At 68.6% G+C, this 13,716-nt stretch carries 14 protein-coding genes and 2 tRNA genes; 9 read left to right on the forward strand and 7 right to left on the reverse strand.

From position 1 onward, the window contains the following. Positions 1–97: 97 nt before the first annotated feature. Genes G6N46_RS17935 through pknB form a run of 6 tightly spaced genes read left to right on the forward strand, consistent with a single transcriptional unit; the run spans position 98 to position 8,221 of the window. On the forward strand, positions 98–565 hold the full coding sequence (locus G6N46_RS17935) for an FHA domain-containing protein FhaB/FipA (RefSeq protein WP_138247538.1): 468 nt from the start codon (positions 98–100) through the stop codon (positions 563–565). Next, the gene (locus G6N46_RS17940; RefSeq protein WP_163692857.1) at positions 562–2,106 is read left to right on the forward strand and encodes a PP2C family protein-serine/threonine phosphatase; all 1,545 of its coding nucleotides are present in this window, start codon (positions 562–564) and stop codon (positions 2,104–2,106) included. Before G6N46_RS17935 ends, G6N46_RS17940 begins: the two co-directional genes overlap by 4 nt. Before the next feature lie 28 nt (positions 2,107–2,134). Continuing rightward, entirely contained in the window at positions 2,135–3,640 is a 1,506-nt protein-coding gene (locus tag G6N46_RS17945; RefSeq protein ID WP_138247533.1) for a peptidoglycan glycosyltransferase RodA, read from the forward strand. After that, the gene (gene pbpA, locus G6N46_RS17950) at positions 3,637–5,115 is read left to right on the forward strand and encodes a D,D-transpeptidase PbpA (protein ID WP_138247532.1); all 1,479 of its coding nucleotides are present in this window, start codon (positions 3,637–3,639) and stop codon (positions 5,113–5,115) included. The genes G6N46_RS17945 and pbpA overlap by 4 nt, the downstream gene beginning before the upstream one ends. Then, positions 5,112–6,341 carry a protein kinase domain-containing protein gene (locus tag G6N46_RS17955; protein WP_061005914.1) on the forward strand — a complete coding sequence of 410 codons (1,230 nt, stop codon included), beginning with the start codon at positions 5,112–5,114 and terminating at the stop codon, positions 6,339–6,341. Before pbpA ends, G6N46_RS17955 begins: the two co-directional genes overlap by 4 nt. Further along, entirely contained in the window at positions 6,338–8,221 is a 1,884-nt protein-coding gene (pknB, locus tag G6N46_RS17960) for a Stk1 family PASTA domain-containing Ser/Thr kinase (protein WP_138247531.1), read from the forward strand. Before G6N46_RS17955 ends, pknB begins: the two co-directional genes overlap by 4 nt. Positions 8,222–8,231: 10 nt before the next feature. Here pknB and G6N46_RS17965 read toward each other — a convergent pair whose 3' ends face one another. Continuing rightward, positions 8,232–8,900, reverse strand: coding sequence for an aminodeoxychorismate/anthranilate synthase component II (locus G6N46_RS17965; RefSeq protein WP_061005907.1), 669 nt, complete (start codon positions 8,898–8,900; stop codon positions 8,232–8,234). A gap of 37 nt (positions 8,901–8,937) precedes the next feature. Next, a complete protein-coding gene (locus G6N46_RS17970; RefSeq protein WP_234880471.1) occupies positions 8,938–9,732 on the reverse strand; it encodes a DUF881 domain-containing protein in 795 nt (264 codons plus the stop codon). 107 nt (positions 9,733–9,839) lie between these two features. On the opposite strand from G6N46_RS17970, the gene crgA reads away from it, so the two are divergent. Beyond that, positions 9,840–10,124 (forward strand): cell division protein CrgA, encoded by a 285-nt coding sequence (crgA, locus tag G6N46_RS17975; protein WP_020099906.1) that lies wholly within the window; start codon positions 9,840–9,842, stop codon positions 10,122–10,124. 148 nt (positions 10,125–10,272) lie between these two features. After that, positions 10,273–10,692, forward strand: coding sequence for a PH domain-containing protein (locus G6N46_RS17980; protein WP_138247530.1), 420 nt, complete (start codon positions 10,273–10,275; stop codon positions 10,690–10,692). Between the two features lie 111 nt (positions 10,693–10,803). On the opposite strand, the gene G6N46_RS17985 is transcribed toward G6N46_RS17980, so the two are convergent. Continuing rightward, entirely contained in the window at positions 10,804–11,331 is a 528-nt protein-coding gene (locus G6N46_RS17985; RefSeq protein WP_061005901.1) for a peptidylprolyl isomerase, read from the reverse strand. Positions 11,332–11,460: 129 nt separating this feature from the next. On the opposite strand from G6N46_RS17985, the gene cwsA reads away from it, so the two are divergent. Next, the gene (gene cwsA, locus G6N46_RS17990) at positions 11,461–11,829 is read left to right on the forward strand and encodes a cell wall synthesis protein CwsA (protein WP_061005899.1); all 369 of its coding nucleotides are present in this window, start codon (positions 11,461–11,463) and stop codon (positions 11,827–11,829) included. Between the two features lie 67 nt (positions 11,830–11,896). Here cwsA and G6N46_RS17995 read toward each other — a convergent pair whose 3' ends face one another. From G6N46_RS17995 to G6N46_RS18010, 4 genes are all read right to left on the reverse strand, one after another. After that, a complete protein-coding gene (locus G6N46_RS17995; RefSeq protein WP_138247529.1) occupies positions 11,897–12,262 on the reverse strand; it encodes a hypothetical protein in 366 nt (121 codons plus the stop codon). Between the two features lie 103 nt (positions 12,263–12,365). Continuing rightward, positions 12,366–12,438 (reverse strand) — tRNA-Ala (locus G6N46_RS18000). A gap of 155 nt (positions 12,439–12,593) precedes the next feature. After that, positions 12,594–12,667: transfer RNA gene (locus G6N46_RS18005), tRNA-Ile, on the reverse strand. Positions 12,668–12,757: 90 nt separating this feature from the next. Continuing rightward, positions 12,758–13,681, reverse strand: a complete 924-nt coding sequence (locus G6N46_RS18010; protein ID WP_138247528.1) for a DUF3566 domain-containing protein — start codon at positions 13,679–13,681, stop codon at positions 12,758–12,760. Positions 13,682–13,716 lie beyond the last annotated feature (35 nt).

Genomic DNA, 13,716 nt, shown 5'->3' on the forward strand with positions numbered 1-13,716 from the left:
TGTTCGCACCGGCCGGTGAGCGCCAAAGTATCGTGACGATGCCGACGGCTACCGGGCACCGGGCCCAGCCTCGACGCGGCAACGGAGAGGACGTCGGATGCAGGGGTTAGTTCTGCAGCTGACGCGGGTCGGTTTCCTCCTGTTGCTCTGGCTTTTCATCTGGTCGGTACTGCGTGTCCTGCGCACCGACATCTACGCACCCACCGGAGCCGTCATGGTGCGGCGCGGCCTGGCGTTCCGTGGCACCCTGCTGCCCAACCGGGACCGACGCCGGTACGCGCGCCAGTTGGTGGTGACCGAAGGCGCCCTCTCGGGCACCCGGATCACCCTGACCAGCCAGCCCGTTCTGATCGGCCGGGCCGACGACTCCACGTTGGTGCTCACCGACGACTACGCCTCGACACGGCACGCCCGGCTGTCGCCGAGAGGCTCCGAGTGGTACGTCGAAGACCTAGGATCGACCAACGGTACATACCTGGACAGGGCGAAAGTGACGACGGCGGTAAGGGTTCCAATGGGAACGCCGGTTCGAATCGGCAAGACGGTAATTGAGCTGCGCCCGTGACACTCGTACTCCGATATGCCGCGCGCAGCGACCGCGGCCTGGTCCGCGCAAACAATGAGGACTCCGTCTACGCCGGGGCCCGCCTCCTCGCATTGGCGGACGGCATGGGCGGCCACGCCGCGGGTGAGGTCGCCTCGCAGCTGGTGATCGCCGCGCTCGCGCACCTCGACGACGACGAACCCGGCGGCGACCTGCTGGCCAAGCTGAACGACGCCGTCCACGACGGCAATGCCGCCATCGCGGCGCACGTCGAAGCCGACCCCGAGCTCGAGGGCATGGGCACCACGCTGAGCGCCATCCTGTTCGCCGGGACGCGGCTGGGCATGGTGCACATCGGCGACTCCCGCGGCTACCTGATGCGCGACGGCGAGCTGACCCAGATCACCAAGGACGACACCTTCGTCCAGACCCTGGTAGACGACGGCCGCATCACCGCCGAAGAGGCCCACAGTCACCCGCAGCGCTCGCTCATCATGAAGGCGCTGACCGGTCACGAGGTCGAGCCGACGCTGACGATGCGCGAGGTCCGGGCCGGTGACCGCTACCTGCTGTGCTCGGACGGCCTGTCCGACCCCGTCAGCCACGAGACCATCCAGACCGCCATGCAGATCCCGGACGTCGTGGACTGCGCCGACCGGCTCATCGAGCTGGCGCTGCGCGGCGGCGGCCCCGACAACGTGACGGTCGTGGTGGCCGACGTCGTCGACTACGAGTACGGCCAGACCGCGCCCATCCTGGCGGGCGCGGTGTCAGGTCAGGACGACGACGCCCTGCCGCCCAACACCGCGGCCGGACGCGCCTCCGCCTTCAACCCCAAGCGTGTGGCAGCGGCCGCGAAAAAGCCTGCGGCACAACTTGATCCACCGCAGCGCAAGAAGCACACCCGGCGCAATCTGATCATCGGCGCGATCCTGCTGATCCTGCTGCTCGTGAGCGGACTGGCCATCGGGCGCTACCTGATCCGCAGCAACTACTACGTCTCCGGCCACAACGGCTCGGTCTACATCATGCGCGGCGTGCCGGGCTCGCTGCTCGGGCTGCCGCTGCAGGAGCCCTACCTGCTGGCGTGTCTGGACAGCCACTCGGACATGACGATCATCGGCGTCGACGACACCCGGGCGGGCTGCCAGCCCATGAAGGTGGCCGATCTGCGCGAGTCCGGCCGCGCCCAGGTCACCGCCGGCTTGCCGACCGGCACCGTCGACGACGCGATCCGTCAGCTCAAGGAACTCAGCCGCGCCTCGCTGCTGCCACTGTGCGCGCCGCCCGTCGCCACCCCGCCGGCGCCCGCCCCGACCCCCGCACCGGCGCCGTCGCTGTCGGTGGTGCCGCAGCCACCGCGCGGCCCGGCCCCCGGTCCCGAGGCCCCGGCGCCGACGACAGCCGTTCCGACCCCGGCACCGGCACCCAGCCCGGCGCCCGCCCCCAACCCTTCGAGCCCCGCACCGGCCCCGACCTCGCCCGCGGCTCCGTCCCCGACGGCCACGGCACTCCCTCCGCCACCTCAGGAGCCGGGCACCAACTGCCGGAACGCGTCATGACGGCCCGAGAGCGAGCGGGAGCCCCGGCATGACGACGCCGGGGCAAGAGAAGGGGCGCGAAGACACCCCGGTGCCGGCGCAGCGACGGGAAGACACGTCCGGGCGAGCGCAGCGACGGGAAGACACCCAGCCGCAGTCTCCGGTCGCGATCGCCCCGCCACTACCCAATCGGCGTAATTCCGAGTTGGTGCTGCTGGGTTTCGCCGCCGTGATCACCACGGTGGCACTGCTCATCGTCGAGGCCAATCAGGAGAGCGGCCTGCGGCTGGACCTCATCCAGTTCACACTCGGCTTTGTCGTGCTGTTCGGTGGCGCTCACCTGGCGGTGCGCCGGTATGCGCCGTATGCCGACCCGCTGCTGCTTCCCGTGGTCGCGCTGCTGAATGGTCTGGGCCTGGTGCTGATCTACCGGCTGGACCTGTCGGCGCACACCCGGCCCGCCGGGATCCTGCCGGGCGGCAACGCCAACCAGCAGATGCTGTGGACTCTGCTGGGCATCCTGGTGTTCACCGCGGTGCTGATGTTCGTGCACGACCACCGGATGCTGGCCCGCTACGGCTATATCTGCGGCCTCGCCGGCCTGGTGCTGCTGGCGATTCCGGCCGTGCTGCCGGACTCGGTGGCCGAGCAGTACGGCGCCAAGATCTGGATCCGGTTGCCGGGCTTCTCGATTCAGCCCGCCGAGTTCTCCAAGATCCTGCTGCTGATCTTCTTCGCGAGCGTGCTGGTCACCAAGCGCAGCCTGTTCACCAGCGCCGGCAAGCACATGTTCGGGATGGACCTGCCGCGGCCGCGCGACCTGGCGCCGCTGCTGGTGGCCTGGATCGGCTCGATCGGCGTCATGGTGTTCGAGAAGGACCTCGGCGCCTCCCTCCTGCTCTACGCGACGTTCCTGGTCCTGCTGTACGTCGCCACCGAGAAGCTCAGTTGGGTGATCATCGGGCTGAGCCTGTTCGGCGTGGGAAGCCTGCTGGCGTACCAACTCTTCGACCACGTGCGGGTGCGGGTGCAGAACTGGCTGGACCCGTTCGCCGACCCCGACGGCGCCGGGTACCAGATGGTCCAGTCGCTGTTCAGCTTCGCGACCGGCGGCATCTTCGGCACCGGACTGGGCAACGGGCAGCCCGGCACCGTGCCCGACGCCTCGACCGACTTCATCATCGCGGCGGTGGGCGAAGAGCTCGGGCTCGTCGGTCTGGCCGCGGTGCTGATGCTCTACACGATCGTCATCATCCGCGGGCTGCGCACCGCCATCGCCGTTCGTGACAGCTTCGGCAAGCTGCTCGCCGCGGGCCTGTCGGCCGCGCTGGCGCTGCAGCTGTTCATCGTCGTCGGCGGCGTCACCAAACTGATCCCGCAGACGGGCCTGACGACACCGTGGATGTCGTACGGCGGCTCGTCTCTGTTGTCCAACTACGTGCTGCTGGCCCTGCTGCTGCGGGTCTCGCACGTCGCGCGCCGGCCGCTGTCGACCCGCGGCCCCAACCAAGCACCGATCGCGGCGGCCAACACCGAGGTGATCGAGAAGCAATGAACACCTCACTTCGTCGCGTCTCCGGACTGGTGATGGCACTGGTCGTGCTGCTGCTGCTCAACGCCACCACCACCCAGGTGTTCGCCGCCGACGGCCTGCGTGCCGACCCGCGGAACCAGCGCGTGCTGCTCGACGAATACTCCCGCCAGCGCGGCCAGATCACCGCAGGCGGCCAGCTGCTGGCGTACTCGATGCCGACCAACGGCCGGTTCCGGTACCTGCGCATCTACCCCAACCCGCTGGTCTACGCGCCGGTCACCGGCTTCTACTCGCTGCAGTACTCGAGCGCCGGACTCGAGCGCGCCGAGGACAGCATCCTCAACGGCTCCGACGAGCGGCTGTTCGGCAACCGGATCGCCGACTTCTTCACCGGCCGCGACCCCCGCGGCGGCAACGTCGACACCACCATCGTGCCGCGGGTGCAGCAGGCCGCGTGGGACGCCATGCAGCAGGGCTGCGGCGGCAACCCGTGCAAGGGCTCGGTGGTGGCGCTGGATCCGTCGACCGGCAAGATTCTGGCCATGGTGTCGTCCCCGTCGTACGACCCCAATCTGCTGGCCTCGCACGAAGGCGACCGGCAGTCCGCCGCCTGGCAGGAGTTGCGCGACAACCCCGACTCACCGCTGCAGAACCGGGCGATCTCCGAGACCTACCCGCCGGGGTCGACGTTCAAGGTGCTGACGACCGCAGCCGCGCTGCAGGCCGGCGCCACGCCGGACACCCAGCTGACATCGGCAGCACGAATCACGTTGCCGGACAGCACCGCAACGCTGGAGAACTACGGGGGCTCGGCCTGCGGCGGCAGCCCGACGGTGTCCCTGCGTGAGGCGTTCGCCAAGTCCTGCAACACCGCCTTCGTCGAACTCGGACTGCGGAACGGGGCCGATGCGATGCGGACCGTGGCCAAGCAGTTCGGCCTGGACACCCCGCCGCCGTCGATCCCGCTGCAGGTCGCGGAATCGACCGTCGGGCCGATCTCCGACGCCCCGGCCCTGGGTATCTCCAGCATCGGTCAGAAGGACGTCGCCCTGACCCCGCTACAGAACGCGATGATCGCCGCGACCGTCGCCAACGGTGGCGTCAGCATGGCCCCCTACCTGGTCGACGACCTCAAGGGACCCGACCTTTCCAACATCGCGGCCACCTCACCGCACCAACAGCGGCGGGCCATCTCATCCCAGGTCGCGGCTACACTTACGGATCTGATGGTCGGCGCCGAGCAGGTGACGCAGCAGAAGGGAGCCATAGCCGGCGTGCAGATCGCATCCAAGACGGGCACGGCCGAACACGGCACCGATCCACGTAACACCCCACCACATGCGTGGTACATCGCTTTTGCCCCGGCGAAATCCCCGAAGGTCGCCGTCGCCGTCCTAGTGGAGAATGGTGGAGACCGTTTGTCCGCGACCGGCGGTGCGCTGGCCGCACCCATCGGGCGGGCCACCATCGCCGCGGCGCTACGGGAGGGATCATGAGCGCGCGGGTCGGAGTCACACTTTCCGGCCGCTATCGACTTCAGCGACTCATCGCCACAGGCGGCATGGGTCAGGTCTGGGAAGGCGTCGACAGCAGGCTCGGCCGACAGGTCGCCATCAAGGTACTCAAGGCCGAATACTCGACCGACCCCGAATTCGTCGAGCGGTTCCGCGCCGAGGCGCGCACGGTCGCGATGCTGAACCACCCCGGCATCGCCAGCGTCTACGACTACGGCGAGACCGAACTCGACGATTCCGGCCGCACCGCCTACCTGGTGATGGAACTCGTCAACGGCGAGCCGCTGAACTCGGTGATCAAGCGCACCGGCCGACTGTCCCTGCGGCACTCGCTCGACATGCTGGAGCAGACGGGCCGGGCCCTGCAGGTCGCGCACAGCGCGGGCCTGGTGCACCGTGACGTCAAGCCCGGCAACATCATGATCACCCCGACCGGCCAGGTGAAGCTCACCGACTTCGGTATCGCCAAGGCCGTCGACGCGGCGCCTGTCACCCAGACCGGCATGGTCATGGGCACCGCCCAGTACATCGCGCCCGAGCAGGCCCTGGGCCACGACGCCACCGCCGCCAGCGACGTCTACTCGCTCGGTGTCGTCGGCTACGAGTCCGTGTCCGGGCGACGGCCGTTCACCGGCGACGGCGCGCTGACCGTCGCGATGAAGCACATCAAGGAAGCGCCGCCACCGCTGCCGGCCGACCTGCCCCCGAACGTCCGCGAGCTGATCGAGATCAGCCTCGCCAAGGACGCCATCCACCGCTACCGCAGCGGCGGCCCGTTCGCCGACGCCGTCGCCGCGGTCCGGGCCGGACGCCGCCCCCCGCGGCCCAACCAGGCCCCGACCATCGGACGGGCCGCTCCCGCGGCCATTCCGTCGAGCACACAGGCGCGGGCTGCCATCGAGCCCGCCCGGCCGGCACCCGCGACACCGCGGCCCCGGCCCGCCACCGGCAGCCATCGGCCGGCCCCGCCGGCCCGGCGCACGTTCTCGCCCGGGCAGCGCGCGCTGCTGTGGGCGGCGGGTGTCCTGGGTGCGCTGGCGATCGTCATCGCGATCCTGATCGTGCTCAACGCGCAGGACCGCCAGGACCAGAAGAACCAGCAGCAGTCGACGGTCACCAACACCATCACCGAGACCACCAAGACTCCAGGCGCACCGGCGGGCCAGTCGATTCGTCTCCCGGATCTGTCAGGACCGGCCATCTCATGACCACGCCCCAGCACCTCTCCGACCGTTATGAGCTGGGGGACATCCTCGGCTTCGGCGGCATGTCCGAGGTTCACCTCGGACGGGATCTGCGCCTGCACCGCGACGTGGCGGTCAAGGTGCTGCGCGCCGACCTCGCTCGGGACCCCAGCTTCTACCTGCGCTTCCGCCGCGAGGCGCAGAACGCCGCCGCGCTGAACCACCCGGCGATCGTCGCGGTCTATGACACCGGCGAAGCCGAGACGCCCAACGGGCCGCTGCCGTACATCGTCATGGAGTACGTCGACGGCGTCACGCTGCGCGACATCGTGCACACCGAGGGGCCGCTCCCGCAGCAGCGCGCCATCGAGATCATCGCCGACGCCTGCCAGGCCCTGAACTTCAGTCACCAGCACGGCATCGTGCACCGGGACATCAAGCCGGCGAACATCATGATCAGCAAGTCCAACGCGGTCAAGGTCATGGACTTCGGCATCGCCCGCGCCATCGCCGACAGCAGCAACCGGATGACGCAGACCGCCGCGGTCATCGGCACCGCGCAGTACCTGTCGCCCGAGCAGGCCAGCGGGCAGAACGTCGACGCCCGCTCGGACGTGTACTCGCTGGGCTGCGTGCTCTACGAACTCATCACCGGTGAGCCGCCCTTCGTCGGCGATTCGCCCGTCGCCGTGGCGTACCAGCACGTGCGCGAGGATCCCGTGCCGCCGTCGCAGCGGCACGCCGGCATCAGCCCCGGCCTGGACGCCGTCGTGCTCAAGGCGCTGGCGAAGAACCCGGACAACCGTTACCAGAGCGCCGCGGACATGCGGAACGATCTGATCCGCGTGCACGCCGGCGAGGCGCCGGATGCGCCCAAGGTGCTCACCGACGCCGAGCGCACCGCGATGATGGGCACCGGCGGCTTCGGTGGGCCGCGCAGCATGATGCCGGAGCCGATCAGCGTCAACCCCCAGCCGTACCGGTCGACGGAACGCGCCTCGACGCCCATCGGTCGCTGGCTCATCGCCGCGGCCATCCTGGCGGTGCTGACCGTCGTCGTCACGGTGGCCATCAACCTGATCGGTGGCAAGCCGCACGACCAGCAGATTCCGGACGTCCGTGGGCTGGCTCAGGCCGACGCCGTCGCCAACCTGCAGAACCGCGGCTTCAAGACCCGCACGCAACAGCGGCCCGACTCGACGGTGGCGCCGGACCACGTCATCGGCACCGAGCCGGCGGCCAACACCTCCGTCGCCGCCGGTGACGAGATCACCATCAACATCTCCACCGGACCGGAGCAGCGCGAGGTCCCGGACGTGTCGAAGCTGTCACCCGCCGACGCGATGGCCAAGCTGCAGTCCGCCGGCTTCCGGAACATCCAGCAGACGGTGTCGCAGTCGCTGCCGGAGCAGAAGGACCGGGTCATCGCGACCAACCCGCCGGCGCACCAGACCTCCGCGATCACCAACGTCATCACGATCATCGTCGGCTCCGGCCCGGGCCTGGTCCCGATCCCCGATGTCAACGGGCAGACCGTCGACATCGCGACCAAGAATCTGAACACCGTCGGCTTCACGACGATCCTGACGGCCCCGATCGACAGCCCGAAACCGGCCGGCGAGATCATCGGCACCGACCCGGCGGCGGGCACGCCGACGGCCAAGGACGCGCCGATCACGCTGAAGGTGTCGCAGGGCAACCAGTTCGTCATGCCGAACCTGACCGGTCAGTTCTGGACCGACGCCGAACCGAATCTGCGCGCCCTGGGCTGGACCGGCGTGCTGATCAAGGGCGCCGACGTGCAGAACAGCGGTCAGCGCAGCAATGCGGTGGTGAGCCAGATGCCGGCGGCCGGCAGTGGCGTCAACTTCAACGCGTCGATCACGCTGAGCTTCGCCTCGTAAGGCCGCTCGGTCAGGCCGTGCGAGTCGCGGCCGAGACCGCGTCGGCGACTTCCTGCTCGAGCCGGCTGACCAGTCCCTCGTCGGGAGCCTGGCCGCAGAAGGCGAGCCAGTTGGCCAGCATCCGGTGGCCGCCCTGGGTCAGGATGCTCTCCGGGTGGAACTGCACACCGTGGATCGGCAGTTCGCGGTGCCGGACGGCCATGATGACGCCGCTGTCGGTCTGGCCGATGGCCTCCAGCTCAGCCGGCAGCGTCTCGGGCAGGATGGTCAGCGAGTGATAGCGGGTCGCCGTGAACGGGTCCGGAAGTCCTTGCAGCACACCACTGTTTGCGTGATGGACCTGACTGGTCTTGCCGTGCAGCAGCTCCGGCGCGCGGTCGACCGTGCCACCGAAAGCGACGCCGATCGCCTGGTGTCCGAGGCACACCCCGAGTAGGGGAGTGCCGTTCTCGGCGCACGCGCGGACCAACGGAATGGACGCACCGGCCCGCTCCGGGGTGCCCGGGCCGGGGCTCACCAGGATGCCGTCGAACTCCTCGGCCACGGCGGCGACGCCGTCGGGAGTGGAGACGCGCTCGTCGTCGCTACGCCAGACCTGCGCGTGCACCCCGAGCTGACCCAGGTACTGGACCAGGTTGAACACGAAGCTGTCGTAGTTGTCGAGGACGAGAACCTGCATGCCGCCAGGCTACTGGGTCACCCGCCGAGCCGAGCACTCAATATGTGACCGGTCCAGCCGGTTTGGCGTACCGGAGCTTCAGCGGCATCCGGTGGCCGACGACGTCCACCGATGCCCGCGGCTCCTCGGTGTAACCGAGCCCGAACCGCACCACGTACTGCTTGTAGAGCGTCACCAGCGGCGCGGCGGCGAGTGCGGCCCGCATGCCTTCGACGTTGCCGATGACGGTGATGACGTACGGCGGACTGTAGGTGCGGCCGTTGAGCAACAGGGTGTTCCCGACGCAGCGCGGGGCCGAGGTGGCCAGGATCCGCTGGTCCTGCATCTGGACGGCCTCGGCACCGCCCAGCCACAGCGCGTTGAGCACCGCCTGGACGTCCTGCTGGTGTACGACGAGGTCGTCAGGGGTGGCGTCACGCGGGTACTGGCCCTGCGCGTTGCGCTGCGCATCGTTGAGGGTGATCACCAGGCCCGGTCCCCGCATGGGGTCGAGGCCCAGTTCCAGGCCGAGTTCGTTGGCCCGGCTGGTGATGGCACCGAGCGCGGCATCGGCACCGGGGGTACCGCCGTGGTGATTCTCGAGCTGACGCTGCAGGTTGTCGCGCTCGGCGGCCCGGGTGGCGACGGTGCGCTGCGCCTCCTTGACCATGTCCACGAGGCGGGGCGCGTCGCTGCGCCGGATCTCACTGCCCCTGGAGACACTGTGGGTGGTGGCGAGCAGGAGGCCGGCGAGCACACAGACCACCGGCACACCGAATCGCCAGGCCGAGTAGCGGGCCGGTTGGTCAGGTTCCGAGGTCCCGGCCGTCAACCAGGGCCTGCGAGGCGACACGTCTTCTGCGTTAGGCTCTGAGTGCATACCGCTCCATCGTCGCACCGAATTGCCGGTTTTTCTCCACCGGCGCGGGAGTGCGGCACCGACTGTCCGCGAAGGTACCAATGCCCAAGTCCAAGGTTCGCAAGAAGAACGACTTCACCATCAACCCGGTGAGTCGGACGCCGGTGAAGGTCAAGGCCGGGCCGTCGAGCGTGTGGTTCGTGGTGTTCTTCTGCTCGCTCATGCTGATCGGTCTGATCTGGCTGGCGGTGTTCCAGCTCGCCGCGCTGAACCCGGCCGGTACTCCGCACCTGCTGCAGTGGATGGCCGATCTCGCCCAGTGGAACTACGCGATCGCCTTCGCGTTCATGATCACCGGTCTGCTGCTGACCATGCGGTGGCGCTGAGCTGCGTCAACCGACCCGGTTCGTTACATCCAGGTCTCGTGACGTAACCCAATTGGCAACCTGACGGACACCCAATCACATCGATGTGATTCATCCCCATTGGGGATAGTGCCTGTGGATAACTTGCCCCCAAGGGTGTGGACATCTCGTGGAACAAACTCAATGGAGCCCGCCGACAGCCGGCATCGCGGCCTGTGGAGCATTCGGCGTCGTACTCGCCGCGGTGGCCCTGACTTCGGTCACTGACCTGCCCGGACGCGTTCTCGGCGGCATCGCTGCCGTCGGTCTGCTGGTCTTCGCCGTGATGTCCTGGCGCGCGCGGCCGAAGCTCGCGATCACGCCGGCCGGGCTCGTGGTGCGCGGGTGGTTCAGCACCCAGACTTATACACAGGCCGACCTCAAGAGTGTGCGTATCACCGAGTTCCGCCGGCTGACCCGCAAGGTGCGGCTGCTGGAGCTCGACACCGCCGACGACCGGCTCCTGGTCTTCACCCGCTGGGACGTCGGCACCGACCCCATCAACGTCCTCGATGCCCTGACCGAAGCCGGCCTCATTCCACAGCGTTGATCCTGCACCCTGGGCGCACCGCACTCGCACTTTTCCGCCCGCATCGCAGGCTCAACGCAAACGGCGCGACAGCCCCGGTAGGGGACTGCCGCGCCGTGCGTCAGGCTGAAATCAGGAAATGGTGATCGAGTCGACGACGACCGGCTCGGTCGGGCGGTCACCGCGGTCGACGGAGGTGGTGGCGATGGCGTCCACCACCTTCTGCGACGCCTCGTCGACGACCTCACCGAAGATGGTGTGGCGACGGTTCAGGTGCGGGGTCGGTCCGACGGTGATGAAGAACTGCGAACCGTTGGTGCCCGGTCCGGCGTTCGCCATGGCCAGCAGGTACGGCTTGTCGAACTGCAGCTCCGGGTGGAACTCGTCGGCGAACTGGTAGCCCGGGCCGCCGCGGCCGGTACCGGTCGGGTCGCCGCCCTGGATCATGAAACCGTCGATGACACGGTGGAAGATGACGCCGTCATAGAACGGGCCGGAGGTGCCGCCCGAGGCGTTCTCGGTGGAGTAATCCTTGGTGCCCTGCGCCAGTCCAACGAAGTTGGCGACGGTCTTGGGCGCGTGGTTACCGAACAAAGCAATCTTGATGTCGCCGCGGTTGGTGTGCAGCGTCGCGGTCGCAGTCTGAATGGGGCTCGTCACGGAAAGTCAGTCTGCCACTCACATTTAAGACCCCGAAGTCGCCCCCACCGAATAACGTGGATGTCCGAGCACAGGACCGGGCCACCGCTTCGGTTCTCTCCACAAATCGTCCGGCAGAGAGGTTGGTTGATGAGCACTGTCACCGAGAACGTCCCCGAGGTCAGCCGCCCCAGCTCCGGTGCCCGCCTGGGTCGCGGGCTGAAGTACACCATCGTCGGGCCGCTGCTGATGCTGCGCGGGCTCCTCGGTCTGGGCGTCGGTTCGACCCTGGGTACCGCCCGGTGGGTCGGACGTCAATGCCGGCGCAGCGAGGACTCCGCGGGCGATCTGGCTTTGGTCGTGGAGTCGGGCGCCAAGCGTCGCCGGCCCTTGCTGCTCGCCGGTGCGACCGTCGCGGTCCTGGCGCTCGGTGGCATCACGTTCTCGATCGTGCGGCGCTCGATGCAGCCGGAACCGTCCCCACTGCCCCCGAGCGTGGACGTGACACCGCAGCCCTGATTCTCAGCGCCGAGACTGAGCTTGGGTGCCCGATCCTGGCCGGATTTGGCACCCAAGCTCATGTTCGTCACGTGGTGCAGGCGGCGATGAGGGCATCGGGGTCGGTCACGCTGACGCCGAGCTCCCGCAGCGTCACCGGCACCCCACACACCTTGGCCTTCACCGGCGGATCGATGGTCAGCGCCACGACACCATCCGAGGAACCGTTGACCAGCCAGCGTCCGCGCCAGCCGTGCACACCCCAGGACGTGATGCGGCCCTCCCAGCGGCCGGCCTCCTTGATCGACGCCAGCGGGATCTCGGCGGAAAATCCCCACCCCATGGCCACGTGCAGGGCGCCGTCGCGCACCTGCACGTCGCTGTGCTTGGGCCCGAGACCGAACGGCACCGACAGTGGCAACATCCACTTCGCATAGCTGATCTCTGTCGTCATGCGGGCAGCGTAGGACGGCGACGTTGGACCGCCGTTGGAGGCCAACACGAGAAAAGCGGCCCGATGGACATCGGAACCGCTTCGGCACTGCTGTGAATTCTTGTGGAGCCTAGGAGATTCGAACTCCTGACATCTGCCTTGCAAAGGCAGCGCTCTACCAACTGAGCTAAGGCCCCTCGATGGTGTCCGATTGAATGGAGTGCCAGACCTCTGCGCCATGCCGGGTCCGCCAAACAAAGCCGGCTGCGATCGCGACCATGGCACCGAGCACCAGCAGAACCAATCTCACGGTGCACCCTTCCGGTGGGGGAGTCGGTGATACCGACTTCCGTGGGCCTAGGAGGACTCGAACCTCCGACCTCTTCGTTATCAGCGAAGCGCTCTAACCGCCTGAGCTATAGGCCCGAAAGTGGCCTTGCGGCCGAGCGATGAGATTACCGTATGGGTACCTCTGCGCCCAAAACGCGACGTCAGTCGCGCCCGCAGGCCCGCCGACTAGTCCCGGTCCGCGAGCGTCACCTCGACGCCGCCGACCAGATCCGTGGTCAGGTTGTAGACGAACGCCGCGGCCGTGGCCATGGCTGTCAGCAGCACGATGTTGACCAACCCGATGAGGGTTGCGCCGCCGAAAATCGTACTGGCAGAAACCAATTCGCCGCCGCTACCGCCACCACTGGTGAGCAGATCACCGACGTTGCTGTTGAGCTTGCTCCACACACCCATGCCGCCGAGGACGAGGTACAGGAACGCGACGGCGATCATCCAGACGAAGAACAACGCCACCGACAGCACCAGCGAGACCTTCAGCACACTCCACGGGTCGACGCGGCGCACCTGCATGCTGGCCCGCACCGGGCCGTCCTGGCGGGCACCCGCACGGCTGCGCGGCGCCGCCGAACGCGCCGGGGCCGGCGACACCGTGACGACGGTGCTGCGGGGCTCCCGCGGCTCGCCCGCACGGCGCTGCGGCTGGCGGGACAGGTCCGGGATCTCGCTGGCGTAGGCGGCCTCGGGCCGGGTTTCCGTCCGGACGGTCTCGGCCGTCCGGACCGGCTTCGGCGGCACATTGCCCTGCGGGGTCACCGCGGGGGACGACGGGGCCGCCGGCACCGGGGGCACCGGCGGGACATCCGGATTCACAGCCGGCGTGATGGTCGTCTCCGCCTCGGACGGCGAACCGCCGGACAACGCCGATCCCGATCCACTACCGCTGACGAAGCGGTTCAGCCGCTCGTCGAGGCTCTGCCCACCGGCCGCGGGAGCGTCCGCCTGGGCCCCGCTGCGGGTCCGCTGCCAGGGCGGGGTGTCCCCGCTCTGGTCGGCCGCGTGGGCGCCGCCACCCGATCCGGTGGCGGGCCCGTTATTGCTCGCGGGTCCGTCACCGGTACGGGTGTATCCCGGCTCGTTCGGGGAACTCACCTGGCGGCTCCTTCAATCAGGGCGGCTGGGGACAG

This window comes from Mycolicibacterium phocaicum, assembly GCF_010731115.1.
GTDB lineage: Bacteria > Actinomycetota > Actinomycetes > Mycobacteriales > Mycobacteriaceae > Mycobacterium > Mycobacterium phocaicum.

What these genes read in the sequence shown, in the direction of transcription:
- pbpA (WP_138247532.1), top strand. Translation starts at nt 3,637, where the DNA reads ATGAACACCTCACTTCGTCGCGTCTCCGGACTGGTGATGGCACTGGTC.
- G6N46_RS17945 (WP_138247533.1), top strand. Translation starts at nt 2,135, where the DNA reads ATGACGACGCCGGGGCAAGAGAAGGGGCGCGAAGACACCCCGGTGCCG.
- G6N46_RS17995 (WP_138247529.1), bottom strand. Translation starts at nt 12,262, where the DNA reads ATGACGACAGAGATCAGCTATGCGAAGTGGATGTTGCCACTGTCGGTG.
- G6N46_RS17935 (WP_138247538.1), top strand. Translation starts at nt 98, where the DNA reads ATGCAGGGGTTAGTTCTGCAGCTGACGCGGGTCGGTTTCCTCCTGTTG.
- cwsA (WP_061005899.1), top strand. Translation starts at nt 11,461, where the DNA reads ATGAGCACTGTCACCGAGAACGTCCCCGAGGTCAGCCGCCCCAGCTCC.
- pknB (WP_138247531.1), top strand. Translation starts at nt 6,338, where the DNA reads ATGACCACGCCCCAGCACCTCTCCGACCGTTATGAGCTGGGGGACATC.
- G6N46_RS17965 (WP_061005907.1), bottom strand. Translation starts at nt 8,900, where the DNA reads ATGCAGGTTCTCGTCCTCGACAACTACGACAGCTTCGTGTTCAACCTG.
- crgA (WP_020099906.1), top strand. Translation starts at nt 9,840, where the DNA reads ATGCCCAAGTCCAAGGTTCGCAAGAAGAACGACTTCACCATCAACCCG.
- G6N46_RS17955 (WP_061005914.1), top strand. Translation starts at nt 5,112, where the DNA reads ATGAGCGCGCGGGTCGGAGTCACACTTTCCGGCCGCTATCGACTTCAG.